The following is a 24,984-nucleotide window of genomic DNA, read 5'->3' as shown; positions in this document are numbered from 1 at the left end:
CGCAGCCTGCGGCAGCGGCTACACGAAACGCGTCCCGGCAACCGCCTGTAGCCGCTGCCGAGCCCCGGCGAGGCTGCGCAAAGGCCCGCAGGGCCTTGCCTGGCGATCTCCCGCCGAACCCGCAGCAGCTTCAAGGCTGCCGCGGGTTTCACAGGGCAAAGGGAATGGTCAGCTTGGCCCAGAGCATGTCGCCCTCGGGGCGGTTTTCCACATCGAACTCCTTGGCCCAGCGGATCTCGGCGCTGGCGTACTTGAGAAAGCGCAGGTGCAGCGCCGGGCCGATGGCGAACACTTGCCCGCGTACCCCGTCACTCACGTCCTCGCCCATGAAGGTCACGGTCTTGCCGTTCTGTTTGTCGTCGGTGGTCTGCTTCAGGTAGTAGCCGTTGAGCCCCAGGCTCAGGTCGTCGGTCAGGCGGTAGCTGGCCGAATAGTCGAAGTGCAAGATCTGCCCGGAACGGTAGTGGGTGGCGTGGTTTTCCTGGTTGATGCTGTAGGTGCTCTTGAACGACAGCTCGGTGCGTTCGCTGGGCAGCCAGGTCATGGAGAACAGCGGCTTGTAGGTGGTGAAGTTGTTGCTGGTGTTGGCCAGCCGATCGGCATCGTACTGCCCGGTGGGCAGGGTCACTTCCAAGGCCGCGCCCAGGGTCAGGTCGGGGCCCATGTCCCACAGGATGATCGGCGCGAAGGTGGTATCGCCCATGCTTTCGCGGCGGTCGCTCTGGCCGTACAGCGACACCTGCTGGCGCAGGTAGGGCTGGGCCACGTAGCCCCCCAGGCGCCCGCCCAGGACCCGCAGCGGGCTCAGGTAGTCCAGGCGCGGGATGATCGCGTCGGAGGTGATCCTGACCTCCTGGACCTTGCCGCCAAAGGAGCTGATGTCGAGCTTCCTGGCCTGGTAATGGTTGTAGTAGAGGTTGAAGGCGAACATGTGCTCCGGGAGCTGGTCGGGGCTCAGGGGCAGCACGTAGAAGCCGTCGGTGCCGGGGCCGATATTGTCGACCCCGGATTCGGTGGCCTGGGCATTCAGGCTGGCGCAGGCGGCCAGGGCCACGCCCAGGTGCAGGGAGCGAGTGAGGCGGGTCGGGTGCATGGTTGGGCTCATTCTTATTGTTAGTGGGGGCGCGGCGGCAGGCACGCCGTCCGCCCCATAGAAATAAGCCCTGGGCCGGGCGCGGGGCAGGGTATTGGCGGACAGGGAGGGGGACTTTGTCGGACACTTTGCAATGCTTTGTTACATTCCCCCGTAAAACCCCAGGCAACGGGATATGCTTGAACCGCCGGTGAAGCCTTGGCACCGGTGCCTGACCGACAATAAAAACAGCCGCTCAAGCGGCCCGGAAGCCCACTCCCATGCAGATCAAAGCCGCCGATGCCCACGACCAGCTGGCCCTGGTTTCACCCTTCCTGCTGCAGACCCTGGCGGATGTCGCCGAAGCCAAGGGCGTCAGCGCCGAGCGCCTGTGTCGCGGCCTGGGCTTTACCCTGGACGACCTGCAGGACCCGACCCTGCGCATCTCCTACCGCCAGGCGGTGGCGATGATCGAACGTGCCCTGGCGGCGCTGCCGCAGCAGGGCCTGGGGCTCTGGGTCGGCAGCCGCAATGTGCTGGGCACCCTGGGCCTGCTGGGGCATGCGTTGTCGTTGTGCCGGACCCTGGGCGACGCCTTCGAGCTGGGCATCCGCCATCAGCACACCTCCGGCACCATCGTCAGCGCCGATGTCGGGCGCCAGGGCGAAGAGTTCTTTGTCGAGCTGCAATGCCGCCTGCCCTACGGCGAGGTGCAGATCTTTGCCGCGGAAGAGTTCTTCGCCAGCCTGCTGATCTATGGCCGGGCCCTGGTCAGCGCGGATTTCCAGGCCCTGCGGGTGGAGTTCATGCACGCCGCGCCGGCCTATGCCGAGCTCTATACCCGGTTGCTGGGCCCCCACGTGCAGTTCGGCTGCCTGCAGGCGCGCATGGTGATCGAGGCCCGCTGGTTGCAGGCGCCGCTGCCCAACCATCATCCGGTGGCCCTGCGCCAGGCCCTCAAGCTGCTGGAACTGGAAAGCGCCCAGGTGCACCAGAAGATGGACCTGATCCAGGCGGTGGAGCGCGCCCTGAGCCGGGACCTGCGGGCCGGCAGCCACATCGAGCAGGTGGCGGGGGATTTGAACATGAGCGGGCGCACCCTGCGGCGGCGCCTGACCGAACACGGCCTGACCTTCGAGGCGCTGCTGGAGCGGGTGCGCCAGGCGCGAACCCTGAACCTCTTGGGCAACCCGGAGCTGTCCATCGAACGCATCACCGAAGAGGTCGGCTACAGCGACGTGCGCAGCTTCCGCCGGGCCTTCAAGCGCTGGACCGGGCTGAGCCCCAGCGCCTTTCGCGAAGAGGCGGCGCTGCATTGAAGGCCGCCCTGTAGCCGCTGCCGAGCCCGCGAGGCTGCGCAAAGGCCCGCAGGGCCTTGCTTGGCGATCTCCCGTCGAACCTTGAGCGGCCTCAAGATCCCCGCGTCTGCTGCGTCGCAATGCCGCCCATGCCGTTCTCAGCCTGCGGCAGCGGCTACACAACCCCGGCCCGGCCTTTCCACCACGGCCTTGCAACGTCGCCGCGCAAGCGGCGACAAGCCTTGCCCGTTTCGACGCTGACGCCGGCAGCCCATGGCGGTAAACTTCTGCGCCTTTATTCAGGAGTTCCCATGAGTTACTACCAGCCCGGCATCCTCGCTGCACCCGTTCCGTCCCAGGCTCGCCACCTGTTCTTTGCCCTTGAGTCCATCGAGGCGTTGCCCCAGGCCCTCGACCAGTTGCTGGCACGGGTGGATGGCGCAACGGCGGTGGCAGGTTTTGGCGCGTCACTGGTCAAGGCCCTGGGCGCGCGAGTGCAGGGGCTCAAGGCGTTCCCGGCGCTGACCGGCGTGGGCGTGGACAACCCTTCGACCCAGCACGCGCTGTGGGTCTGGCTGCACGGTGATGATCGCGGCGAGCTGCTGCACCGCAGCAACGAGCTGGCGGCCGCCCTGGCCCCGGCCTTGCGCCTGGTCGGCATGAACGAGACCTTCCGCCACAAGACCGGCCACGACCTCACCGGTTATGAAGACGGCACCGAAAACCCTCAGGACGAAGCCGCCGTGGCCGCCGCACTGGCCGAGGGCGAAGACGGCCTGCGCGGTGGCAGCTTTGCCGCGATCCAGCAGTGGCAGCACGACTTCCAGGGGTTTGCCGCGATGCACCAGCAAGAGCGCGACCACATCATGGGCCGGCGCCTGAGCGACAACGAAGAACTGGACGACGCGCCGGTCTCGGCACACGTCAAGCGCACCGCCCAGGAAAGCTTCGCCCCGGAAGCCTTTCTCGTGCGCCGCTCGATGCCGTGGATCGAAGGTGACAAGGGTGGCCTGATGTTCCTTGCCTTCGGCCACACCCTGAACGCCTTCGAAGCCCAACTGCGGCGCATGAGCGGCCTGGAAGACGGCATCACCGACGGCCTGTACCGCATGAGCCGGCCGATCACCGGGGGCTACTACTGGTGCCCGCCGCTGCACAACGGCCAGCTCGACCTGCGCGCGCTGCAAGCGTCGAAATGAACACCGGGGCCGAGCCGCTGCGGACCGTGCGCTGGGGCATGATCGGTTGCGGCAGTGTCACCGAGCGCAAGAGTGGCCCGGCCTTCTACAAGGTTCCGGGTTCGGCGCTGGTGGCGGTGATGGGCCGCCGCCCCGAGGCGGTGCGCGACTATGCACAGCGCCACGGCATTGCCCGCTGGTACACCGATGCCCAGGCCCTGATCGACGACCCCGAGGTGGACGCGGTGTACATCGCCACGCCCCCCGACAGCCATTACGCCTACAGCCTGCAAGTGGCTGCCGCCGGCAAGCATTGCTGCGTGGAAAAACCCATGGCCCTGCATGCCGGGCAAAGCCTGGCCATGCAGCAGGCCTTCGAGCAGGCCGGGCTGCATCTGTTCGTCTCCTATTACCGGCGTTCCTTGCCGCGCTTTGCGCAGGTGCGGCAATGGCTGGCGGATGGGCGTATCGGGGAGGTCCGGCACCTGCACTGGAGCCTGAGCAAGGCTGCCTCCGAGGCCGACCGCAGCGGCGCGGCCAACTGGCGGACCGACCCGCAAGTGGCCGGCGGCGGTTATTTCGCCGATTTGGCCAGCCATGGCCTGGACCTGTTCCAGTACCTGCTGGGCGATATCGTCGAGGTGGCCGGCTTCAGCACCCGCCAGGCCGGGCTGTATGCCGCCGAGGATGCGGTCAGCGCCAGTTGGCGCTTCGCCTGTGGGGCGCTGGGCAGCGGCGCCTGGAACTTCGTCGCCGACCGCCGGGTAGACCGAGTGGAAATCATCGGCAGCCAGGGGCGCATCACTTTTTCCGTGTTCGACGAGCATCCGCTGCAACTTGAAGCCGAAGAGACCCTGAACCTGTTCATCGACAACCCCGCGCACATCCAGTGGCATCACGTGCAGGGCATGAACGCCCATATCCGCGGCCAGATCCGGCACCCGGCCCTGGCCAGCGAAGCCCTGAAGACCGACCGGGTGATGGACCGCATCCTGCAGCGCGGCTGATCCCAGGGCGCATGCCTGTCGGGCCCCTTCGCCGGCAAGCCGGCTCCTACGGGGTTTGTGGGGCGCATTGCCGGCGTGTTCCTGCGGGCTTTTGTAGGCGCTGGCTTGCCAGCGAAGGCGGCCTTGAGGCGGGTGCCAGTCGTTCGGGCCCCTTCGCCGGCAAGCCGGCTCCTACGGGGGCGGGCGGCTGGTCGCTCAGAAGGTCTTCTTGACGCTGGCCACCCAGGTCGCTCCGCACAGGTCGCTGAAGCCGTAGTTGCTGGTGCACTGGCTGCGGGACAGGTCGGTGTCGATGTAGCTCAGGCCCAGTTCCAGACCGGCCATTTCCCGGGTCAGTTTGGCTTCCCATTCGTGGTAGCTGTCCTCGCCCTGGCCCGAGGCGCGGATCAGCCGCGGATCCTTGAAGTCCATCTGGCCGTAGCGCAGTTGCAGCCCCAGTTCCAGGGGCAGTCGGGTCTCGTAGCCAAGGTAGCGGTACAGGGTGCTCTGCTGGCTGTCGATGCCGGGGGCATCGTCGGAGTAATAGGCCCCCAGCTTGACCCCGTAGACGCTGAGGATGCCGTACACCTCGCTCTGGTTGAACTGGGCTTCCCGGGGGTAGCTGTACTTCAGGTAGCCCAGGTCCAGGCTGATGTCTGCGCTGGCCTGCCACAGCCAGCCGCCGTAGTAGTCGACTTCCTGGCGGGTCTTCAGACCACCGCCGAAATCGACGTTGGAGCTCCAGGTGCCCAGGTACAGGCCGCTGCTGTGCAGCAGGGTCACGGCCGCCTGGGCCGCGGGGTCGTTCTGGGTCTGGGAGATGCCGCGGGTGCGGTAGTCGCTGGCCAGGGTCAGCTCCAGCTCCACGGCCAGGTCGTCGGTCAGGGGCAGGGCGTGGCGGGCCTGCGGCAGCAGGCACACGGCGCCCAGGGTGAGCAGGGTGAGGGTCTTCATGGGTATCCCGTTGTTGTGATTGTTATGGGGGAGCGGGCAAGGCGGCGCCGTACCCCGGCGTCACCAGGGCGCGGGGCAGGCGGTGCAACGGTGGAGCGGGGTCAGAGCGGGCGGCTGTAGATCTCGCGGCCGGCGAACCAGGTCTGCAGCACCTGGGTTTCATGCAGGGCCTTTTCGTCCACGGTAAACACGTCGCGGTCGAGGACGATGAAGTCGGCCTGCTTGCCGGCCGTCAGCGAGCCGATCTGCTGTTCCAGGCCCAGGGTGCGCGCGGCATGCTGGGTGTAGGCATAGAACAGGGTTTCGCGGTCCAGGCGTTCGTCGGCGTTGAGCACCCCCAGTGGCCCCTGGCGGGTGATGGCCTGGGCCATGGCGTTCCACGGGTTGGGCGACGACACCGGCCAGTCGCTGGCGCCGGCGATGGTCGCGCCCTGTTTGAGCAGCGAGTGCGCCGGGTACTGGTAGCGGAACGCCAAGGCGCTGACGTAGGGCTTGATCATGTCCAGGGTGTAGTCGTCGGCCGAGGCCCAGAGCAGTTGCATCGAGGCAATCACGTTGAGCGGCTTGAAGCGGGCGAACTCCTTGGGGTTGACCATCTGCAGGTGGGTGATGGAGTGGCTGATGCCGCTCTGGCGATCCTTGCGCGCCTGCTCGATGCCGTTCAGCGACTCACGCACCGCACGGTCGCCGATGGCGTGGATGTGCACCAGCCAGCCGCGCTGGTCGATGGCGCTGACCAGTTCGCCAAAATGCGCCGGGTCGATCAGCAGTTCGCCGGGTTTGTGCGAGTTGCTGTAGGGCTCGAGCATCGCCGCGCTCTGCGCCGGGTATTCGATCACCCCGTCGGCGAAGATCTTGATGCCCGGCAGGGTCAGGTTGGGAATGCCCTGGAACTGTTGGCGCACCTTGTCCAGGGTGTCGAGGTCGGCCGGCCGGCTGCGGGGGTTGGCCACCAGCAGGGCGGCGACGTGGGCGGTCATCCCGCCGCTCTCGGCCAGGGCCTTGTAGGCCGGCAGCACGCCGACGGTGTGCTCGGTGGGCTTGAGGGCGAACACCGCTTCGCCGGGGGCGGCGTTGGCGGCCGGGTCCATCCAGGCGGTAATCCCCAGGCTGTTGTTGTAATGCAGGGCCGACTGCGCGGCGCGCAGCATCTGCTCGGGCCCCGGCACCGGCATTTTCGCGGCCACCCGGTCCCAGCCAGCGTCCACCAGGAAACCGTTGGGGCGGCCGTCGGGCAGTTGGCCGATGGTGCCGCGCTCGGCCTCGGGCAGGCTCTTGAGCAGGGCGGCGTCGATGCCGGCGCGCTGGAGCATGAAGTCATTGGCCCAGGCGGTATGGTGATCGCTGCCGGTGAACACCACCGGCACGCTGGCCCATTCACCCTGGTTGAAGCGCTGGCCCAGGGCCTGGGCCTGGGCCCAGTAGGTCGAGCTCATGCCGGCGATGCTGAGCACGTCGGCATGCCGGGCGCTGCCGTCGTCACGCCAGGCGCGCAGGCGTTTTTCCAGTTCGTCGAGGCTGACCACCTCGTCCTGCAGGTTGGCGCCGGTCATTTCCAGGCCACCGAAGATCGCGTGGGAGTGGGTGTCGATCAGGCCCGGCATCAGGGTCTTGCCGCCCAGGTCGACGACCCGGGTGTGGCTGTCGATCAGTGCCTTGATCTGCGCATCGCTGCCGGCTTGCAGGACCTTGCCGTTCTCCACCGCCAGGGCCTGGACCTTGGGCTGGGCGCGGTCGGCGGTGAAGACCTGGCCGTTGAGCAGCACCAGGTCGGCGGCGGCCATGGCTTCCAACGAGGCAAAACTCATGGCGGCCAGTAACAGCGTGGGGGTCAATCTTTTCATTGAACATTTCCTTGTTATTGCGTCTGATCGCCAGCTTAGGGACTGCCCGCAGCGGGCAGAACGGCTGCTTCACGAAAAACATTTTTGCCTGGGTGGAAAAACCATGGACAAGTTGAATGCCTTGAAGATGTTCGTGGTCACCGCCCAGCTGGGCAGTTTCAGCCGGGCGGCGGAGCAGTTGGGCAAGACCCCCTCGGCCCTGACCAAGGCGGTCAACCACTTGGAGGCCGAGCTGGGTTCGCGCCTGTTCGAGCGCAGTACCCGGCGCATCGTGCTCACCGAAATCGGCCGGCTCTACCTGGAGACCGCGCGCCAGGTGCTGCAGCGGCTGGAAGAGGTGGGCGAGGAGGTGGAGCAGTTGCAGCACGGTCTGCGCGGCAACCTCAAGGTCACCGCGCCGCTGGCCTACGGCCAGGCATTCCTGGATCAGGTGTGTGGCGGTTTTCTTGAGCAGTACCCGCAGATCAATCTGCAAGTGGACCTGTGCGACGAGTTCGTCAACCTGCTGGAAAGCGGCTACGACCTGGCCCTGCGCGAAGGCCATGACGACCTGCCGGGGCTGATTGCCCGGGTGGTCGGGAGCAACCGCCTGGCCCTGTGCGCCAGCCCGGCCTACCTGGCGCGCAAGGGCCGGCCGGTGACCCCGCAGACCCTCGAAGAACATGAATGGCTGCTGTATCGCCACCCCTTGCTCAGCCGGGAGTTCTGGTGGGTCGAGCGCGACGGCCAGCGCCTGAGCCTGCCCCAGCCCCAGGCACCACGCCTGCGCAGTGACAATTACGACCTGCTGCTGGCCAATGCCCTGGCCGGGCGCGGCCTGTTGCACACGCCGCTATGGAGCGCCGCACCGTACCTGGCCGACGGGCGCCTGGTGCGGGTGATGGCCGACTACGCGATCGACCCGGACAGCTTCGGGCCGCACATCCTCGCGGTGTACCCCAGCCACCGGCGAGCGACCGCCAAGGTGCAGGCATTCATCGACTATGTCAGTGGCTTCCTGGCCAGCCGTGGCCTGGACTGATTGGCGGTTCTTGTCAGATAAATCCGAGAGGAGTACAAATGTACTCCATGACGACTTTATCTCCCCGCCGCAGTGCCATCCTGACCTTTATCCGCGAGCGCATCGCCGATCACGGCCAGCCCCCGAGCCTTGCTGAAATCAGCCAGGCGTTCGGTTTCGCCTCGCGCAGCGTGGCGCGCAAGCATGTGCTGGCGCTGACCGAGGCCGGGTTCATCGAGGTCAACCCGCATCAGGCCCGGGGCATTCGCCTGCTCAACCAGCCGCGGCGCCCCGAGCTGCTGGAAATTCCGGTGCTGGGGCGGGTGGCCGCCGGTGCGCCGATTGGCGTCGATGCCGACATACACGGCCAGTTGCTGCTGGACCCGGGGATGTTCTCCCGCACTCCGGATTACCTGCTGCGGGTCCAGGGCGATTCGATGATCGACGACGGCATCTTCGACGGTGATCTGGTGGCAGTGCGCCGCAGCAGTGAGGCGCGCAACGGCCAGACCGTGATCGCCCGCCTCGACGGTGAGGTGACCATCAAGCGTTTCGAGCGCAAGGGGCAGGGCATTCGCCTGTTGCCGCGCAATCCGGCCTATCAGCCGATCGAGGTCACGGCCGACCACGAACTGTTTATCGAAGGCGTGTTCTGCGGTCTGGTGAGGCAAGGCTGATGGGCGCCGTGGTCGCACTGGATTCGCTGTTCAATGCCGGGCGGGTGTGGAAAGGCCGCCCGGCCGCCGCGCCTGCCAGCCCGCAGCCCACCGGCCATGCCGCCCTGGATGCGGTGCTGCCTACGGGCGGCTGGCCGGAAGCGGCACTGACCGAAATCCTCATTGCCGCCCAGGGTCTGGGCGAGCTGCAACTGCTGTGGCCGAGCCTGGCGCGGCTGAGTGCGGCGGGGGAGCGCATCGTGCTGGTGGCGCCGCCGTTCGTGCCCTATCCCCAGGCCTGGCAGAACGCCGGGGTGGATGTGCGCCAGTTGTCGATCATCCAGGCCGGGGAGCGTGATGCCCTGTGGGCCGCCGAGCAGTGCCTGCGTTCCGGCAGTTGCGGCGCGGTGCTGTGCTGGCCGCAGCAAGCCGACGATCGCGCCCTGCGGCGCCTGCAGGTGGCGGCGGAAAGCGGCCAGACCCTGGCCTTTGCCTACCGCCCCCTGGAGACGGCGCGCAACCCCTCGCCGGCGGCCTTGCGAATTGCCGTGCAAGGCCGTCCCGGGCAGTTGCGGGTGCTCAAGTGCCGGGGCGGGCTGGCCCATCCGGCGCCTATCGCCTGGCCCGCCGGGCACTGAGGTTGGCATGCGTTGGGTGTGCATCCTGTTCCCGCAATTGGCGCTGGACGCAGTCTTGCGTCAGCGCGCCGAACCCGAGGCGCCCCTGGCGCTGCTCAGCGGCACCCCGCAGCGCCGGGTGATCCAGGCGGTGAACGCCGCCGCTCGCGAACTGGGCCTGCGCCCCGGGCAATCCCTGACCGCCGCCCAGGCCCTGACCAAGGCCTTTGCCAGCGCCGAATACGACCCCCGGCAGATCGAGCACTGGCAGCAGTTTCTTGCGGCCTGGGCCTATGGCTTCAGCTCCCAGGTCAGCGTCGCCTATCCGCGCACCCTGGTGCTGGAGATCGAATCCAGCCTGGGCCTGTTCGGCCCCTGGCCGCAGTTGGAAGCGCGCCTGCGCCGTGAATTGCAGGCCCTGGGCTTTCGCCACCGGATCGTCGCCGCCCCCAACCCAGCGGCGGCCCGGGTCCTGGCCAATGCCTATGACGGCTTGGCGGTGGCCGACTGCGAGGCCCTGGCCCAGGCCCTGGGGGCCATGCCCATCGAGCGCCTGGGGCTGGCCCCGGAGCAGGCCACGGCCCTGTCGCGCATGGGGGTGCGCAGCTTCCAGCAACTGCGGGAGCTGCCCCGGCCCAGCCTGGCCCGGCGTTTTGACGGCAGCTTGCTCAAGCACCTGGATACCCTGCTCGGCGAGCGCCCGCTGGGGCTGGCCTTCTATCAGCCGCCGGACCGCTTCGACCTGCGCATCGAGCTGAATTTCGATGTGCAGTCCCATCAAGCGCTGCTGTTTCCCCTGCGCCGGCTCACCGCCGACCTGGCGGCCTTTCTCTGTGGTCGCGACAGTGGCGTGCAGCGCTTTGCCCTGCACCTGGAGCACGCCGAAGGCGCCGACACCCTGATTCCGGTGGGGCTGCTCAGCGCCGAGCGCGACCCGGCGATGCTGTTCGAACTGGCCCGTGGGCGCCTGGAACAGATCCAGGTGCCGGCGCCGGTGCGCAACCTGCGGCTGGTGGCCGAGGACCTGCCGCTGTTCGTGCCCCAGCACAGCGAGCTGTTCGACGAGCGCCCGCAGCAGAACCTGCCCTGGGAGCAGTTGCGCGAACGCCTGCGGGCGCGCCTGGGGGATGACGCGGTGCAGGGCCTGGGGCATCGCGCCGATCACCGCCCGGAGCGCAGTTGGCAGGCGCAGACCGATTCGCGCCCGTGCCCGGCCACCCCCGGGCTGCGCCGCCCCGGCTGGCTGTTCACCGAACCCCAGGTGCTGGGCGAGGGCTCGGTGCGCATCCTCATGGGCCCGGAGCGGATCGAGTCCGGCTGGTGGGACGGTGCCGATGTGCGCCGCGACTACTACCTGATCGAAACCGCCGCCGGCCAGCAGGGCTGGGCCTATCGTCAGGTCGGCGAGCCCGGGCCGCTGCTGTTGCAGGGCTGGTTCGCATGAACGCCTACGCCGAGCTGCACTGCCTGTCCAACTTCAGCTTCCAGCGCGGCGCCTCCAGTGCCGCCGAATTGTTCCAGCGTGCCAAGGCCCTGGGCTACCAGGCCCTGGCGATCACCGACGAGTGCACCCTGGCGGGAATCGTCCGGGCCTGGCAGGCCTCACGCGATACGGGCCTCAAGCTGATCGTCGGCAGTGAAATGCAGGTCGAGGACGGCCCGCGGCTGGTGCTGCTGGTGGAAGACCTGGCGGGTTACCAGGGCCTGTGCCGGTTGATCACCCGGGCCCGGCGCCGAGCCGAGAAGGGCAGCTATCGCCTGCTGCGCGAGGACTTCGCCGAACCCTTGCCGGGGCTGCTGGCCCTGTGGCTGACGGGCGCCGGCGAGCCGCTGGTCCAGGGCCGCTGGTTGCAGCAGGTGTTCCCCCAGCGCCTGTGGCTGGCGCTGGAGCTGCATTGCGGCCAGGACGATGCCCGGCACCTGCAACAGCAACTGGCCCTGGCCCGGCAACTGGGGCTGCCGGCCGTGGCCTGTGGCGATGTGCACATGCACGTGCGCGGGCGCCGGGCGCTGCAGGACACCATGACCGCGATCCGTCATCACCTGCCGGTGGCCGAGGCCGGGCAACGCCTGTTCGCCAACGGCGAGCGCCACCTGCGGCCCGTCGAAGTGCTGCAAGGCCTGTACCCCCAGGCCCTGCTCGACGAGTCGCTGGCCATCGCCGGGCGCTGCGCTTTCGACCTCGGCCAACTGCGCTACCAATACCCCCGGGAGCTGGTGCCCGAGGGCCACGACGCTGGCTCCTGGCTGCGGGTGCTGACCCAGCGCGGCATCGTGCGCCGCTGGCCCGCTGGTGCCCGGGCCGAGGTACTGAAGCAGATCGACAAGGAGCTCACGCTGATCTGCGACCTGGGCTACGAGAGTTATTTCCTCACCGTGCACGACATCGTCGACTTCGCCCGGCGCCAGCACATCCTCTGCCAGGGCCGGGGCTCGGCGGCCAACTCGGTGGTGTGTTTCGCCCTCGGCATCACCGAGATCGACCCGGACCGCTCGACCTTGCTGTTCGAGCGTTTCCTGTCGCGTGAACGCAACGAGCCGCCGGACATCGACGTCGACTTCGAGCACGAGCGCCGCGAAGAGGTGCTGCAGTATGTGTTCCAGCGCTATGGCCGGCACCGCGCGGCGCTGACCGCGGTGGTCAGCACCTACCACGGCGCCGGGGCGGTGCGGGATGTGGCCAAGGCCCTGGGCCTGCCGCCGGATCAGGTCAATGCCCTGGCCGACTGCTGCGGCCACTGGAGTGACACGCCGCCCAGCGTCGAGCGCCTGCAGGAGGCCGGGTTCGATCCCCAGAGCCCGGTGCTGCGCCGGGTCCTGAGCCTGACCGGGCAGTTGATCGGCTTTCCCCGGCACCTGTCCCAGCACCCCGGCGGTTTCGTGATTTCCCAGCAGCCCCTGGACAGCCTGGTGCCGGTGGAGAACGCGACGATGGCCGAGCGTACGGTGATCCAGTGGGACAAGGACGACCTGGACATGGTCGGCCTGCTCAAGGTGGATATCCTCGCCCTGGGCATGCTCAGCGCCATCCGCCGCTGTTTCGACCTGATCCACGGCTACCGCGGCCAGCGCTACAGCCTCACCAGCATTCCGCCTGAAGACCCCGCCACCTACGAAATGATCGGCCGCGCCGACACCATCGGCGTGTTCCAGATCGAATCCCGGGCGCAGATGTCGATGCTGCCCCGGCTCAAGCCGCAGAACTTCTACGACCTGGTGATCGAGGTGGCCATCGTCCGGCCCGGGCCGATCCAGGGCGGCATGGTCCATCCCTACCTGCGCCGGCGTAACCGCCAGGAGCCGGAAACCTATCCGTCTCCGGAGCTGGAGGGCGTGCTCAAGCGCACCCTGGGAGTGCCGCTGTTTCAGGAACAGGTGATGCAGATCGCCATTGTCGCCGCCGACTACACCCCGGGGGAGGCCGACCAGTTGCGCCGCTCCATGGCCGCCTGGAAGCGCCACGGCGGCCTGGAACCGCACCGCGAACGGCTGCGCAAAGGCATGCGCAAGAACGGCTACAGCGACGAGTTCGCGGCGCAGATCTTCGAGCAGATCAAGGGCTTTGGCAGCTACGGCTTTCCCGAATCCCATGCCGCCAGCTTTGCCTTGCTGACCTACGCCAGTTGCTGGCTCAAGTGCCACGAACCGGCGGCCTTCGCCTGTGCCCTGATCAACAGCTGGCCCATGGGCTTCTACAGCCCCGACCAGATCCTCCAGGACGCCCGGCGCCATGGTTTGCAGGTTCTTGCGGTGGATGTGGGCGCCAGTGACTGGGACTGCAGCCTGGAGCCGATTCCTGTCCAGCCTGCACGCGCTGGAAATGGCCCCCCCGGGCAGCCGGCCCTGCGCCTGGGGCTGCGGATGATCAAGGGCTTTCGCGAGGACGATGCCCGGCGCATCGAACGTGCCCGCCGGCAACGGGCCTTTGTCGATATCGCCGACCTGGGCGAGCGGGCCCGCCTGGATGTCCGCGCCCAGGAATTGCTGGCCGATGCTGGCGCCTTGCAGGCGCTGGCCGGGGATCGCTATCGGGCACGCTGGGAAGTGGCCGGGGTGGAAAGACAGCTGGGGCTGTTCGCCGGCCTGCCGAGCCAGGAGGAAGCGCCGGTAGCGTTGCCCCGGCCCAGTGTCGGCGAAGACCTGCAGGCGGATTACCACAGCCTGGGCACCACCCTCGGGCCGCACCCCCTGGCGCTGCTGCGCCCGCAGCTTGCGGCCCGGCGCTGCCGCAGCTCGCGCGACTTGCTGGCGGTGGAGCACGGGCGTTCGGTGAGCGTGGCCGGGCTGGTCACCGGGCGCCAGCGGCCGGGCACCGCCAGCGGGGTGACCTTCGTGACCCTGGAAGACGAGTTCGGCAACGTCAATGTGGTGGTCTGGCGCGACCTGGCCGAGCGCCAGCGCCGGGTGCTGGTGGGTGCGCAGTTGCTCAAGGTCGACGGCACCCTGGAAACCGAGGGCGAGGTGCGCCACCTGATTGCCGGGCGCCTGAGTGACCTGAGCCCGCTGCTGGATGGCATTCACGTACGCAGCCGCGACTTTCGCTGATGTAGCCGCTGCCGAGCCCGGGCGATGCTGCGAAAAGGCCCGCAGGGCCTTGCTTGGCGGTCTCCCGCCGGAACCCCGGCGTCCTCAAGACCGCCGCGTCTGCTGCGTCGCAATGCCGCCCAAGCCGTTCGTCCGAACGCGGCCCGAGCCTGCGGCAGCGGCTACACGAAACGCGGATCGGCAGTGGCCTGCCGCTTTGCTATCCCCCGAGTCTGTGGCAATGGTTACAGAATGACGCCAAGGTTTTTTATTCCTTTTCGCACTGATGGCGCTTTGGCATAATCGCCGCCGATGATGCCCCCTGCATCAAGTTTCAGAACGCTCGGCCGACGACTTTCGAGCCTGCACAGACTGGGGCCGCAGACGTGCGGCAGGGCGCAAGTGCATCTAGACAGTGCACCCAAATGGATACTCAAGAAGGAACATAGAGTGAGAGTGATCTCGAAGTTGATGTTGTCCGCTGTAGCACTGGCGGTGCTGGCGGGCATGAGCGGTTGCGCCACGGAAAGCTCCCGGGCCTTGCCGGTGGAGAAGGTCCAGAGCGCCAGCCAGGTATGGACCGGAGCCCGGGTGCCGATGGCCGTGGGCAAGTTCGACAACCGCTCCAGCTACATGCGCGGAATCTTCTCCGATGGCGTCGACCGCCTCGGCGGCCAGGCCAAGACCATCCTCATCACCCACCTGCAGCAGACCAACCGCTTCAGCGTGCTGGACCGCGACAACATGGGCGAGATCCAGCAGGAAGCGGCCATCAAGGGCCAGGCGCAGAAGCTCAAGGGCGCGGACTTCGTGGTCACCGGCGATGTCACCGAGTTCGGTCGCAAGGAAACCGGCGACCACCAGCTGTTCGGCATCCTCGGCCGCGGCAAGACCCAGGTGGCCTACGCCAAGGTGGCGTTGAACATCGTCAACATCAGCACCTCCGAAGTGGTCTATTCGACCCAGGGCGCTGGCGAGTACGCCTTGTCCAACCGTGAAGTGATCGGCTTCGGTGGCACCGCTGCCTACGATTCGACCCTCAACGGCAAGGTCCTCGACCTGGCCATGCGCGAGGCGGTCAACCGTATGGTCGAGGCCATCGACGCCGGCGCCTGGAAACCGGGCCGCTGATCACACAGCTGACAGGGAGAAGTGCAAGCATGTCGAAGACGATGATGGCGCGGCCAATGATGGCCGGCGCCTTGCTGGGCTGTGTGCTGCTGGCCGGTTGCAGCGGGCCGAAGACGCTGTACCAGTGGGAAACCTACCAGGCCCAGACCTACGAGTACTTCAAGGGCGAGGAGGCCCGGGAGGCCCAGGTCGAGGCCCTGGAGCGCGACCTGCAGAAGATCAAGTCCACCGGCAAGGCCGTGCCGCCGGGCTACCACGCCCACCTGGGCATGCTCTACGCGAGCCTGGGCAAGGATGACCAGATGGTGCAGCAGTTCAATACCGAGAAGGCGCTGTTCCCCGAATCCGCCTCGTACATGGACTTCCTGCTCAAGAACGCCAAGAAGGGAGCCGCCCAATGAGCCTGATGACCCTGCGCAACCTGCTGGGCCTGTTGGCCGTGAGCCTGCTGGTGGGCTGCGCCGCGCCCAGGAGCGTGGACTACTCGGCCTACAAGCAGGCCCGGCCGAAGTCGATCCTGGTGCTGCCGCCGCTCAATGAATCGCCGGACATCAAGGCCACCTACAGCATGCTGTCCCAGGTGACCTTTCCCCTGGCCGAAGCCGGTTACTACGTGATGCCGATCGCGGTGGTGGATGAAACCTTCCGCCATAACGGCCTGACCAACCCGGCAGACATCCACGGCCTGGCGCCGGCCAAGCTCAACGAGATCTTCGGCGCCGACGCCGGCCTGTACATCACGGTCAAGGAATACGGCACCAGCTACATGCTGATCAGCAGCGCCACCGTGGTCACCGCCAGCGCCACCCTGGTGGACCTGAAGACCGGCACCACGTTGTGGACCGGCAGCGCCCGCGCCTCCAGTGAGGAAGGCAACAACGGCAACAACGGTGGCCTGGTGGGCATGCTGATCACCGCTGCGGTGAAGCAGATCATCAACACCAGCACCGACGCCGGCCATCCGATTGCCGGCATCACCAGCCAGCGCTTGCTGTCGGCCGGGCAACGCACCGGCTTGCTGTACGGTCCGCGTTCGCCGAAATACGGCACCGACTGAGGGGCAGGGAGCGGGCAATCCGCTCTTTTTCAGGCGGCGCCTGTCGGCGTCCGCCTGGAACCCGGGCCATCGCCTATTCTGTCTTTGCAGTCGCGCGAAGGGCGTTGCCCGACGGCATGGCCGACCAGTGGCGAAGCCGATCCCGGCCCTGGTGAAACCATCCGCGTGCACCGTGCTCAAAGGCTCTGGAGGCTGCGTCGCGGCCTCTTGAAAACCCACGCTGTGCCACGTTCTTCGTAGAGTCCGCTCATGCCGTTCTTATCTGATCATCACGGGTGCCAGGGGTGGAAGGGCGAAATGGCCGAGCGCATCCGTGCCTTCGACTGGTCCGCCACCAGCCTCGGGGCGTTGCAGCACTGGAGCCACAGCCTGTGCAGCACGGTGCAACTGATGCTCGGCTCGCCGCTGCCGATGGTGATGCTCTGGGGCCCCCTGGGCTACATGATCTACAACGATGCCTATGCCGAGTTCGCCGGCGGCCGCCATCCCTACCTGCTGGGCTGCGCCGTGGAGATGGGCTGGCCGGAGGTTGCCGAGTTCAACCGCGGGGTGATGAACACCTGCCTCAGCGGCGGCACCCTGTCCTATCACAACAAGGAACTGGTGCTGCTGCGCAACGGGGTGCCGGAAGACGTCTGGATGGACCTCTACTACAGCCCGGTGGCGGGGGACGACCAGGCTCCGGCCGGGGTCATCGCCATTGTCGTGGAAACCACCGCCCATGTGATTTCCGAGCGCCGCCGCCAGGCCGCGGAGGCCGCCTACCGGGCGGAGAACGAGCGCGTGCAGCTGGCGCTGAATGCCGGTGCGTTGCTGGGCTCCTTCGTCTGGGACGTCCAGGCCGACGTGCTGTCTTGCGACGAGCGATTTGCCCGGACCTTTTCCTACCCGGCGGACCAGCCCCTGGACAACCTGCCGATCGATATCACCGAAAGCCGCATCCACCCCGATGACCTGCCGCGCATCAAGGAACTGGCCCGGTACAGCGTGACCCAGGGCGGGCCCTACAACGCCGAATACCGGGTGCGCCGCGAGGACGGCAGCTACACCTGGGTGCTGGCCTGTGGCCGTTGCGAGTTCGACGAGTCGGGCCAGGCCTTGCGTTTCCCCGGGGTGCTGATCGATATCCAGGAGCGCAAGATCGCCGAGGAAGCCCTGCGCCAACTGACCCGCAATCTGGAGCAGCGGGTGCTGGAGGAGGTCAACGCGCGGCTCAGCGCCGAGGAGCAACTGCGCCAGGTGCAGAAACTCGAAGCCATTGGCGGCCTGACCGGCGGCGTGGCCCATGATTTCAACAACCTGCTGCAGGTGATCGCCGGCAACCTGCATCTGCTGTCCCGCCACGAAGCGGGCAACGCCAATGTGCAGCGGCGCACAGCCGCCGCGCTGACGGCGGTGGAGCGCGGCGCCAAGCTGTCGAACCAACTGCTGGCCTTTGCCCGGCGCCAGCCGCTGTCACCGGCCAGCTACAACCCGCGGCACCTGTACGAGGGCCTGGGGGAGTTGCTGCAGCGGGCCCTGGGCGAAACCATTTGCATCGATGTGCAATTGCCCGCCGAGCCCTGGTGCATCCATGTGGATCGCAACCAGTTGGAAAACGCCGTGCTCAACCTGGCGATCAATGCCCGGGATGCCCTGGGCGGCGAGGGGCGGATCCTCATCAGCGCCGAGAACCAGGTGCTGGATTCGCACTTCTGCGCCGGCAAGGGCATCGCTGCCGGCGAGTACCTGTGCCTGAGTGTGGCTGACGATGGCCCGGGCATGCCCGCCGAGGTGCTCAAGCAGGCCTTCGAACCCTTCTTCACCACCAAGGCCGACGGTCATGGCACGGGCCTGGGCTTGAGCATGGTGTTCGGTTTCGTCAAGCAGAGCGGCGGCCATATCGAGATCTTCAGCAGCCCGGGGCAGGGCACCCGGGTGCAGATGTACTTTGCCCGCAGTGCCGAACCTACGCTGCAGCAGGCGCCGCGCCCGGGTCAGCGGGCGGGTGGTGGCGAGGAAAGCATCCTGGTGGTGGAGGACAACGCCGAGGTGCGCAGCGCCGCGGTGGAAATGCTCGAACACGAGGGCTACCGGGTGCGCACCGCGAGCAATGGTGACGCTGCCATGCAACTGCTGCTGGACGGGCTCAAGGTCGATCTGATCTTCACCGACGTGGTGATGCCCGGTCTGATCAAGAGCACGGATCTGGCCACCTGGGCCAAGACCCAGGCACCGCCGATCGCGGTGCTGTTCACCTCGGGGCACACCCGCGACATGATTTCGCGCAACCACCAGCTCAGCCCCGACACCCACCTGCTGAGCAAGCCCTACGGGCCTGCAGACCTGAGCGCCATGGTGCGTTCGGTGCTGGAGGCCTGAGCGGCGCCTGGCGCCAAGTGTGAAGCAGCGCATAAAAATCCCCAGGGAGCGACGACAAACTGGCGTCAAACTTCTACGCTGCATGAAGTTGAATGAACTTGTACGTTTTTTCTGCTGACCAAGGACAGGGGCATCGACCGCCTGATCCCATAACAACAAACGTCGTCTTGCGCGGTTTTTCTTCTCAACCTTTTTTGGATGCTCCGCCGTGATCTCCACCCTTGAACTGCGCAGAATCGTTGAAACCAGCTTCCTGCCCCTGCATTGCCAGTGCACCGTCGGCCACGACGGGGCCATGACTGTGCGCATCTGCGACCCCGCCAGCGGGCGCGTCGACCTGTTGGTCACCGGCATCGCCACCCGCGGCCTGACCAGCTCCCGGGCGCTGTCGGAGCTGATTGCCGAGTTGCGCTACGACCTCCAGCACACCCGCCTGAGCACCGAGCAGCAAGCCCGCCGCCAGCACGGTCGCTGAAGCGCCAGGGAACATTGCGCCGGGGGCGAGGCTCGAACCCCGGGTACGCGCGTCGATCTTCCACGGGGCTTGCCTCGGGCCTCGGACCTTGTGTGATGATCGCGCTTCGACTGTTCGCGGTTCTCGACATAAGGCTGGTTCATGACTGCTTCCCGTAGCCCCTCCGATGCTTCCCAGGCGAGCCCTTCGTCCTTTCCAGCCAGCGGTTTTGTCCGGGTGCGCGGCGCCCGCGAGCACAACCTGAAGAATGTCGACGTGGACATTCCCCGGGATGCGCTGGTGGTGTTCAGTGGGGTGTCGGGCTCGGGCAAGTCGTCCCTGGCGTTCTCCACCCTGTATGCCGAGGCCCAGCGTCGTTACTTCGAATCGGTGGCGCCCTATGCCCGGCGCCTGATCGACCAGGTGGGGGTGCCGGATGTCGACCGCATCGACGGCCTGCCGCCGGCGGTGGCCCTGCAACAGCAGCGCGGCACTCCCAGCACGCGCTCTTCGGTGGGCAGCGTGACCACCTTGTCGAGCCTGGTGCGCATGCTCTATTCCCGGGCCGGTAGCTACCCGCCGGGGCAGCCGATGCTGTATGCCGAGGACTTTTCGCCGAACACGCCCCAGGGCGCCTGCCCGGAATGCCATGGCCTGGGGCGGGTCTATGAGGTCGACGAAGCGAGCATGGTTCCCGACCCTTCGCTGACCATCCGCCAGCGCGCCGTGGCCTCCTGGCCCCTGGCCTGGCAGGGACAGAACCTGCGGGACATCCTGGTGACCCTGGGCTACGACGTCGACATCCCCTGGCAGCAACTGCCGAAAAAGCAGCGTGACTGGATCCTCTTCACCGAAGAAACCCCCACAGTACCGGTGTACGCCGGGCTGACCCCGGAACAGACCCGCGAAGCCCTCAAGCGCAAGCAGGAACCCAGCTACATGGGCACCTTCAGCGGCGCCCGGCGCTATGTGCTGCACACCTTCACCCACACCCAGAGCGCGCTGATGAAAAAGCGTGTGTCGCAGTTCATGCGCGGCAGCCCGTGCCCGCTGTGCGAGGGCAAGCGGCTCAAGCGCGAGGCCCTGGCGGTGACCTTTGCCGGGCTGGATATCGGCGAGCTGGCGCGCCTGCCGCTGCTGCAACTGGCCGAGGTGCTGCGGCCGGTGGCGGCGGCAGATTACCTGGAGCAGGCGCCCGCCGATGATCCGGTGCTGAGCCACGCCCAGACCCGTGCCGCGCGTCAGCAGCGCCATGCCCAGGGCGCCCCGGAGCATCGTGGCGCGCCGGATGTGCGGCATACGCCGAACCTGTCCCTGGAAAAGCGCCTGGCCGCCCAGCGCATCGCCCAGGACCTGCTGGAGCGGGTCAGCACCCTGACCGACCTCGGGCTGGGCTACCTGGCCCTGGAGCGCAGCACGCCGAGCCTGTCTTCCGGTGAGTTGCAGCGCCTGCGCCTGGCGACCCAGCTGGGCTCGCAGCTGTTCGGGGTGATCTATGTGCTGGACGAGCCCTCGGCAGGCCTGCACCCGGCGGATGCCGAGGCACTGTTCGAGGCCTTGCAGCGGCTCAAGGCCGCCGGCAACTCGCTGTTCGTGGTGGAGCACGATGTGCAGACCATGCGCCGTGCCGACTGGCTGGTGGACGTGGGCCCGGCGGCGGGAGAGCGTGGCGGCCAGGTGCTGTACAGCGGCCCGCCGGCCGGCTTGGCCGAGGTGGCGCAGTCCCAGACCCGGGCCTACCTGTTTCCCGAGCAGGCCCCGGCCCGGCGTACCCCGCGCCCGCCCCGGGGCTGGCTGCGGCTGGAAGGTATCAGCCGCAACAATCTCAAGGAGCTGGACGCCGAGTTTCCCCTGGGCTGCTTTACCGCGGTGACCGGGGTTTCCGGTTCCGGCAAGTCGAGCCTGGTGAGCCAGGCCCTGCTGGAACTGGTGGGCGCGCACCTGGGCAAGGCTTCGGCCAGCGATGAGGCGCCGGAGCTGGACCTGGCGGACGACGCACCGGTCAGCAGCGGCGGGCGGGTGGTGGCCGGCATGGAGCAGATCAAGCGCCTGGTGCAGGTGGACCAGAAACCCATCGGCCGCACCCCGCGTTCCAATCTCGCGACCTACACCGGGCTGTTCGATCAGGTGCGCAAGCTGTTCGCCGCCACCGACGAGGCCCGGGAGCGGGGCTTCGACGCCGGGCAGTTTTCCTTCAACGTGGCCAAGGGCCGTTGCCCGGCCTGCGAGGGCGAGGGCTTTGTCAGCGTCGAGCTGCTGTTCATGCCCAGCGTGTTCGCCCCGTGCCCGACCTGCCATGGCGCGCGCTACAACCCCCAGACCCTGGCCGTGACCTGGCAGGGCCTGAACATCGCCCAGGTGCTGCAATTGAGTGTCGAGCAGGCCTTGCCGGTGTTCGCCGAACAACCGGGCATCCGCCGCGCCCTGGAAGTGCTGCGCGACATCGGCCTGGATTACCTGCGCCTGGGCCAGCCGGCCACCGAGCTCTCCGGCGGTGAGGCGCAGCGCATCAAGCTGGCCACCGAGCTGCAGCGCACTGCCCGGGGCGCCACCCTGTACGTGCTGGACGAGCCCACCACCGGCCTGCACCCACGGGATGTGGACCGTCTGCTGGAGCAACTGGACAAACTGGTGGCCGCCGGGCACAGCCTGGTGGTGGTGGAGCACGAAATGCGCGTGGTGGCCCAGGCCGACTGGGTGATCGACATCGGCCCTGGAGCCGGCGACCAGGGCGGCACCCTGGTGGCCTGCGGCACCCCGCACCAAGTGGCAAAGCAGCGCACTAGCCGCACCGCGCCCTTTCTTGCCCAAGCGCTGGGCGGACGTTGATCCAGGGCAAAAGTGGCGACGAACGGTTACCGCTGGTCTGATTGGCGGTCGACAGACCCGGTCCGGCGAGGCCATTCTGATAACCGGCAGGGGCGTGATGACGCCCTTGCTGCCGATCAACCACGGAGGTGTTCCATGCCGGTGACCCACGACCTTTACCAGGACCTGAGCTGCAGTAAAGAAGACATTCAACAGCGTCGGGCCAGTGACCCCCACCTGAATGCGCTGTTCGACAAATACACCAGCATCGACGATCAGGTGCTCAAGGCCGAAGCTGCCGCTGCCGCAGACGATGAACTGAAGAAACTCAAGGAAAAACGCCTGCTGATCAAGGATGAGATCGCCGGGAAACTCACCGCCGGTTCCTGACCCCCCTGTAGCAAAGACGCTCGCAGTAGCAAGGAGCTTGTTGTGGCAAGGGAGCTTGCTCCCGCTGGGCGGCATAGCCGCCCAGACGCCCGCCGGGCTGTCCCCACCCCAAGCTGCAACGCACCCACCCTCAAGGCGCCAGCGCCTCCTTCAACGACAACCGGGCCATGTGCCTGGCCGTCAGCGACCCCAGGTACAAGGCATCGCCATATTCGCGCACCGTGGTGATCGGCGAGTAGTTGCCGCTGCTGCCATCCTGCAGGTTGGCGATCACCCGGCCCTGGGTATCCAGGCCCAGCACGAAGCCGCGTTTCTCCACCGGCTTGGGCAATACCGTCATCGCCCGCACCAGCATCTTGCGCACGAAGGGGTAGGGCGCGGTGGCGTCGAGCAACGGGTTGCGCGGTGCGTACAGGGCCACCCAGAAACGCCCGGCGCCATTGAAGCTCAGGTTGTCCGGCAGCCCCGGCAGGTTGTCGATGAACAGGTCGTGGCTGCCGGCCTTGTCACCCTTGAGCCAGTAGCGGCTGATGCGGTAGGCGCCGGTTTCATTGACCAGCACATAGGCCTCGTCCGGCCCCAGGGCAATGCCGTTGGCGAACTCCAGGCGGTCCAGCAGCACCTCGGTGGTGCCGCTCTGGAAGTCGTAGCGCAGCAGGCGGCCATCGGCGCCGTGCTCGATCACCGCTTCGCCGTCATGGCCATAGCCCCAGCGGCTGGTGGCGTCGCTGAAGTAGGCGTAGCGCCCCGCGGCATCGACCGCCACATCGTCGGTAAAGCCGAACTTCAGGCCGTTGGCCTCGGTGCTCAGGGCCTGCAACTGGCCCTGGCTGTCCAGGGCCAGCAGGCCCTTGATGGCATCGGCGATGATCAGGCGCCCGTCCGGGTGCCGGGCCAGGCCCAGGGGCCGGCCGCCGGTATTGACCAGCACTTTGAGCGCACTGCCGTCGAGGCTGCTCTGGATCACCCGGCCGTCATGCAGGCCGCTGAGCAGTTGTTCGTGTTCCAGCAGCAGGGCTTCGGGGCCGTCGATGTCCCGGGCGCCCACCGGCTGCACGGCCTTGAGCTTCTGGTTCTCGGCAAACGGCCCCTGGCTCAGGGACGGCGCCGGCGCCGGGTTCCAGGCCACCGGCTGGACCCTGGTCGGCATCAGCAGCAGGAAGGCCAGGACGGCCAGCAGCACCAGCAGGACAATCCGCAGGCCGCTGAAGCGGCGGGGGGCAATCTGATTCATGCAATGACTCCTGTCGGGGCGGCCTCAGGACGGGCGGCCGGGGGCCTCGGTGGCGGGCAGCGGGATAGCTTGCTGGGCCATCTCGCACAATGCCAGCAATGAGGCGGCGGATTCCCGTTCTATCCGTCGCTTGAATAACAGCTGATTGCCCAGGCGCATCAGCAGGTTGTCAAAGCCGTACTCCAGGGTCCGCACGAAGCGCGTGTGCTGCGCCCCCAGGGGCTGGCATTCGTAGGTCACCTGCAGGTGCAGGCCGTGATCGCCCCGGGCACTGGCACGCCAGCGGTGCCCGGGCAGGTACTCCTCGACCGTCCAGCTCAGGTGGCCGCTGCGCCCGCCGGCATGGATGTCTTCCTCGAAGCCTTGCCCGGCGAACAGCGGGCCTTCGTCGCCCTCGACCTTGAGCGAGGAGGGGTGCCACTGTGGCCAGAGCCGCGAGCTGGCGGCATAGGCCAGGGTGCTGGCGGCGCTGCGGGGGATGTCGACCTGGTGCTGCATGCGGGTCATGGGCGTGGCCTCGTCAGGGGTGGAAGTGACGGCGGGCGGCTCTTGCGGTTGCCAGTGCAGGGTACCGAACAGCCAGTCCATCAGCGGCAGGACAATATTGAAGTTGCGCTCCTGCATCAGCTCGCGGCGGTGATGCAGTTCGTGCAGGCGGCGCATCTGCCGCACCCAGGGCAGGCGCGTCAGGGGGTGGTTGGCGGGCAGGTGCTCGCAGGCATGGAACACCTCGTAGGCCAGGTAGCCGAGCAGGGTGCAACTGGCGAACAGCGCCGCCACGTTGCCATTCCACAGGCGCAGCAGCGCCCACAGGGGCAGGGCGAAGAGCAGGCTGTGCACCACGATCAGCCAGGCCGGAAACAGAATCACCCGCCAGTCCCGGTAGCCTTCATAGGCCATCAGCCCGGGGGCGAAGAAGCTGTGGTGGTCGCCGGTATGGCGGGCATAGAACATCCGCGCGAAGCGCTGCTTGTGATGCCCCAGCCAGCGGTGCACCACGTAGATGCACAGGTTGAAGAACAGCAGCGCCACCGGCACCGCCAGCCATTCTAGGGGCTGCACCTGGCTCAGGGTGCTGCATAGCAGGCCGATGCACAGCAGGCCATAGGCCAGGACAAAGCCGCCATGCAGCCAGGGGTTGTAGCGCGGACTGACCGCCGCTCGGTATTGCTGACGAAAGTGCTGGGTGGTTTCTCGCACGGCCCGATTCCCGTTGTTGTTTTTATGGGCAGCAGCGTAGCCGGCGGGTAATTATCCAGCCAATGGATAGTGGGAATGAGGATTATTCATCAGGCTGAAAATGCCTGGATAAAGCCCAGGGAAACGACAGCGAGGCGAATGAAAGATTGACGCCAGAATAGTGGCTATTTAGTATTTTGATATTGAATTGATATCATTTCTGCTCGCACTCTGCTTCTTT

Annotated in this window: 20 protein-coding genes; 15 read left to right on the top strand and 5 right to left on the bottom strand. The window is 67.2% G+C overall.

Going from position 1 to position 24,984, the window contains the following annotated elements; genetic code table 11:
* Positions 1-148: 148 nt before the first annotated feature.
* Complete coding sequence (locus tag AC07R1_RS08315; protein WP_495110407.1) at positions 149-1,093, bottom strand: SphA family protein; 945 nt, start codon at positions 1,091-1,093, stop codon at positions 149-151.
* Between the two features lie 260 nt (positions 1,094-1,353).
* Here AC07R1_RS08315 and AC07R1_RS08310 point away from each other — a divergent pair, with 260 nt between their 5' ends.
* The 3 genes from AC07R1_RS08310 to AC07R1_RS08300 all read left to right on the top strand — a co-directional run bounded on the left by AC07R1_RS08310 (position 1,354) and on the right by AC07R1_RS08300 (position 4,555).
* Positions 1,354-2,391, top strand: a complete 1,038-nt coding sequence (locus tag AC07R1_RS08310; protein WP_011061981.1) for an AraC family transcriptional regulator — start codon at positions 1,354-1,356, stop codon at positions 2,389-2,391.
* Between the two features lie 290 nt (positions 2,392-2,681).
* A complete protein-coding gene (locus AC07R1_RS08305; protein ID WP_015636122.1) occupies positions 2,682-3,569 on the top strand; it encodes a Dyp-type peroxidase in 888 nt (295 codons plus the stop codon).
* Between the two features lie 17 nt (positions 3,570-3,586).
* The gene (locus tag AC07R1_RS08300) at positions 3,587-4,555 is read left to right on the top strand and encodes a Gfo/Idh/MocA family protein (protein WP_177191015.1); all 969 of its coding nucleotides are present in this window, start codon (positions 3,587-3,589) and stop codon (positions 4,553-4,555) included.
* Positions 4,556-4,750: 195 nt separating this feature from the next.
* Here the strand turns inward: AC07R1_RS08300 and AC07R1_RS08295 are convergent, their stop codons facing one another.
* A complete protein-coding gene (locus AC07R1_RS08295; RefSeq protein ID WP_495110406.1) occupies positions 4,751-5,488 on the bottom strand; it encodes a TorF family putative porin in 738 nt (245 codons plus the stop codon).
* A gap of 101 nt (positions 5,489-5,589) precedes the next feature.
* Complete coding sequence (locus tag AC07R1_RS08290) at positions 5,590-7,332, bottom strand: amidohydrolase (RefSeq protein ID WP_495110405.1); 1,743 nt, start codon at positions 7,330-7,332, stop codon at positions 5,590-5,592.
* Between the two features lie 103 nt (positions 7,333-7,435).
* On the opposite strand from AC07R1_RS08290, the gene AC07R1_RS08285 reads away from it, so the two are divergent.
* The 12 genes from AC07R1_RS08285 to AC07R1_RS08230 all read left to right on the top strand — a co-directional run bounded on the left by AC07R1_RS08285 (position 7,436) and on the right by AC07R1_RS08230 (position 22,330).
* Positions 7,436-8,353, top strand: a complete 918-nt coding sequence (locus AC07R1_RS08285) for a LysR family transcriptional regulator (protein WP_011061976.1) — start codon at positions 7,436-7,438, stop codon at positions 8,351-8,353.
* Between the two features lie 38 nt (positions 8,354-8,391).
* A complete protein-coding gene (gene lexA / locus AC07R1_RS08280; protein WP_047337206.1) occupies positions 8,392-9,009 on the top strand; it encodes a transcriptional repressor LexA in 618 nt (205 codons plus the stop codon).
* A complete protein-coding gene (gene imuA / locus AC07R1_RS08275) occupies positions 9,009-9,626 on the top strand; it encodes a translesion DNA synthesis-associated protein ImuA (protein WP_011061974.1) in 618 nt (205 codons plus the stop codon). The genes lexA and imuA overlap by 1 nt, the downstream gene beginning before the upstream one ends.
* Before the next feature lie 7 nt (positions 9,627-9,633).
* Positions 9,634-11,049 (top strand): Y-family DNA polymerase, encoded by a 1,416-nt coding sequence (locus tag AC07R1_RS08270; protein WP_053152558.1) that lies wholly within the window; start codon positions 9,634-9,636, stop codon positions 11,047-11,049.
* Complete coding sequence (locus AC07R1_RS08265) at positions 11,046-14,150, top strand: error-prone DNA polymerase (protein ID WP_495110404.1); 3,105 nt, start codon at positions 11,046-11,048, stop codon at positions 14,148-14,150. The genes AC07R1_RS08270 and AC07R1_RS08265 overlap by 4 nt, the downstream gene beginning before the upstream one ends.
* A gap of 450 nt (positions 14,151-14,600) precedes the next feature.
* The gene (locus AC07R1_RS08260; RefSeq protein WP_015636114.1) at positions 14,601-15,260 is read left to right on the top strand and encodes a CsgG/HfaB family protein; all 660 of its coding nucleotides are present in this window, start codon (positions 14,601-14,603) and stop codon (positions 15,258-15,260) included.
* A 29-nt stretch (positions 15,261-15,289) separates the two neighbouring features.
* On the top strand, positions 15,290-15,661 hold the full coding sequence (locus AC07R1_RS08255; protein ID WP_011061970.1) for a DUF4810 domain-containing protein: 372 nt from the start codon (positions 15,290-15,292) through the stop codon (positions 15,659-15,661).
* 5 nt (positions 15,662-15,666) lie between these two features.
* Positions 15,667-16,317, top strand: a complete 651-nt coding sequence (locus AC07R1_RS08250; RefSeq protein WP_169893267.1) for a DUF799 domain-containing protein — start codon at positions 15,667-15,669, stop codon at positions 16,315-16,317.
* 249 nt (positions 16,318-16,566) lie between these two features.
* Positions 16,567-18,678 (top strand): hybrid sensor histidine kinase/response regulator, encoded by a 2,112-nt coding sequence (locus AC07R1_RS08245; RefSeq protein ID WP_495110403.1) that lies wholly within the window; start codon positions 16,567-16,569, stop codon positions 18,676-18,678.
* Positions 18,679-18,886: 208 nt separating this feature from the next.
* Positions 18,887-19,153: a DUF1652 domain-containing protein gene (locus AC07R1_RS08240; protein WP_011061967.1), complete on the top strand. Its 267-nt coding sequence runs from the start codon at positions 18,887-18,889 to the stop codon at positions 19,151-19,153.
* A 141-nt stretch (positions 19,154-19,294) separates the two neighbouring features.
* On the top strand, positions 19,295-21,961 hold the full coding sequence (locus AC07R1_RS08235) for an ATP-binding cassette domain-containing protein (RefSeq protein ID WP_065363320.1): 2,667 nt from the start codon (positions 19,295-19,297) through the stop codon (positions 21,959-21,961).
* 135 nt (positions 21,962-22,096) lie between these two features.
* Complete coding sequence (locus AC07R1_RS08230) at positions 22,097-22,330, top strand: DUF465 domain-containing protein (protein ID WP_015636110.1); 234 nt, start codon at positions 22,097-22,099, stop codon at positions 22,328-22,330.
* A 130-nt stretch (positions 22,331-22,460) separates the two neighbouring features.
* Here the strand turns inward: AC07R1_RS08230 and AC07R1_RS08225 are convergent, their stop codons facing one another.
* A complete protein-coding gene (locus AC07R1_RS08225) occupies positions 22,461-23,564 on the bottom strand; it encodes an SMP-30/gluconolactonase/LRE family protein (protein ID WP_493169984.1) in 1,104 nt (367 codons plus the stop codon).
* Positions 23,565-23,588: 24 nt separating this feature from the next.
* Positions 23,589-24,764 carry an SRPBCC family protein gene (locus AC07R1_RS08220; RefSeq protein ID WP_495110402.1) on the bottom strand — a complete coding sequence of 392 codons (1,176 nt, stop codon included), beginning with the start codon at positions 24,762-24,764 and terminating at the stop codon, positions 23,589-23,591.
* Positions 24,765-24,984 lie beyond the last annotated feature (220 nt).

This window comes from Pseudomonas sp. GW821-FHT07F01, from assembly GCF_059418825.1.
The sequence above is the reverse complement of the archived record's forward strand: the minus strand, read 5'-3'. Positions and strand labels throughout refer to the sequence as shown.

Bases quoted from the DNA above. Each gene is read 5' to 3' on its own strand.
- AC07R1_RS08315 (WP_495110407.1), bottom strand. From the start codon at position 1,093: ATGCACCCGACCCGCCTCACTCGCTCCCTGCACCTGGGCGTGGCCCTG.
- AC07R1_RS08310 (WP_011061981.1), top strand. From the start codon at position 1,354: ATGCAGATCAAAGCCGCCGATGCCCACGACCAGCTGGCCCTGGTTTCA.
- AC07R1_RS08305 (WP_015636122.1), top strand. From the start codon at position 2,682: ATGAGTTACTACCAGCCCGGCATCCTCGCTGCACCCGTTCCGTCCCAG.
- AC07R1_RS08295 (WP_495110406.1), bottom strand. From the start codon at position 5,488: ATGAAGACCCTCACCCTGCTCACCCTGGGCGCCGTGTGCCTGCTGCCG.
- AC07R1_RS08290 (WP_495110405.1), bottom strand. From the start codon at position 7,332: ATGAAAAGATTGACCCCCACGCTGTTACTGGCCGCCATGAGTTTTGCC.
- AC07R1_RS08285 (WP_011061976.1), top strand. From the start codon at position 7,436: ATGGACAAGTTGAATGCCTTGAAGATGTTCGTGGTCACCGCCCAGCTG.
- lexA (WP_047337206.1), top strand. From the start codon at position 8,392: ATGTACTCCATGACGACTTTATCTCCCCGCCGCAGTGCCATCCTGACC.
- imuA (WP_011061974.1), top strand. From the start codon at position 9,009: ATGGGCGCCGTGGTCGCACTGGATTCGCTGTTCAATGCCGGGCGGGTG.
- AC07R1_RS08270 (WP_053152558.1), top strand. From the start codon at position 9,634: ATGCGTTGGGTGTGCATCCTGTTCCCGCAATTGGCGCTGGACGCAGTC.
- AC07R1_RS08265 (WP_495110404.1), top strand. From the start codon at position 11,046: ATGAACGCCTACGCCGAGCTGCACTGCCTGTCCAACTTCAGCTTCCAG.
- AC07R1_RS08260 (WP_015636114.1), top strand. From the start codon at position 14,601: ATGTTGTCCGCTGTAGCACTGGCGGTGCTGGCGGGCATGAGCGGTTGC.
- AC07R1_RS08255 (WP_011061970.1), top strand. From the start codon at position 15,290: ATGTCGAAGACGATGATGGCGCGGCCAATGATGGCCGGCGCCTTGCTG.
- AC07R1_RS08250 (WP_169893267.1), top strand. From the start codon at position 15,667: ATGACCCTGCGCAACCTGCTGGGCCTGTTGGCCGTGAGCCTGCTGGTG.
- AC07R1_RS08245 (WP_495110403.1), top strand. From the start codon at position 16,567: ATGCCGTTCTTATCTGATCATCACGGGTGCCAGGGGTGGAAGGGCGAA.
- AC07R1_RS08235 (WP_065363320.1), top strand. From the start codon at position 19,295: ATGACTGCTTCCCGTAGCCCCTCCGATGCTTCCCAGGCGAGCCCTTCG.
- AC07R1_RS08230 (WP_015636110.1), top strand. From the start codon at position 22,097: ATGCCGGTGACCCACGACCTTTACCAGGACCTGAGCTGCAGTAAAGAA.
- AC07R1_RS08225 (WP_493169984.1), bottom strand. From the start codon at position 23,564: ATGAATCAGATTGCCCCCCGCCGCTTCAGCGGCCTGCGGATTGTCCTG.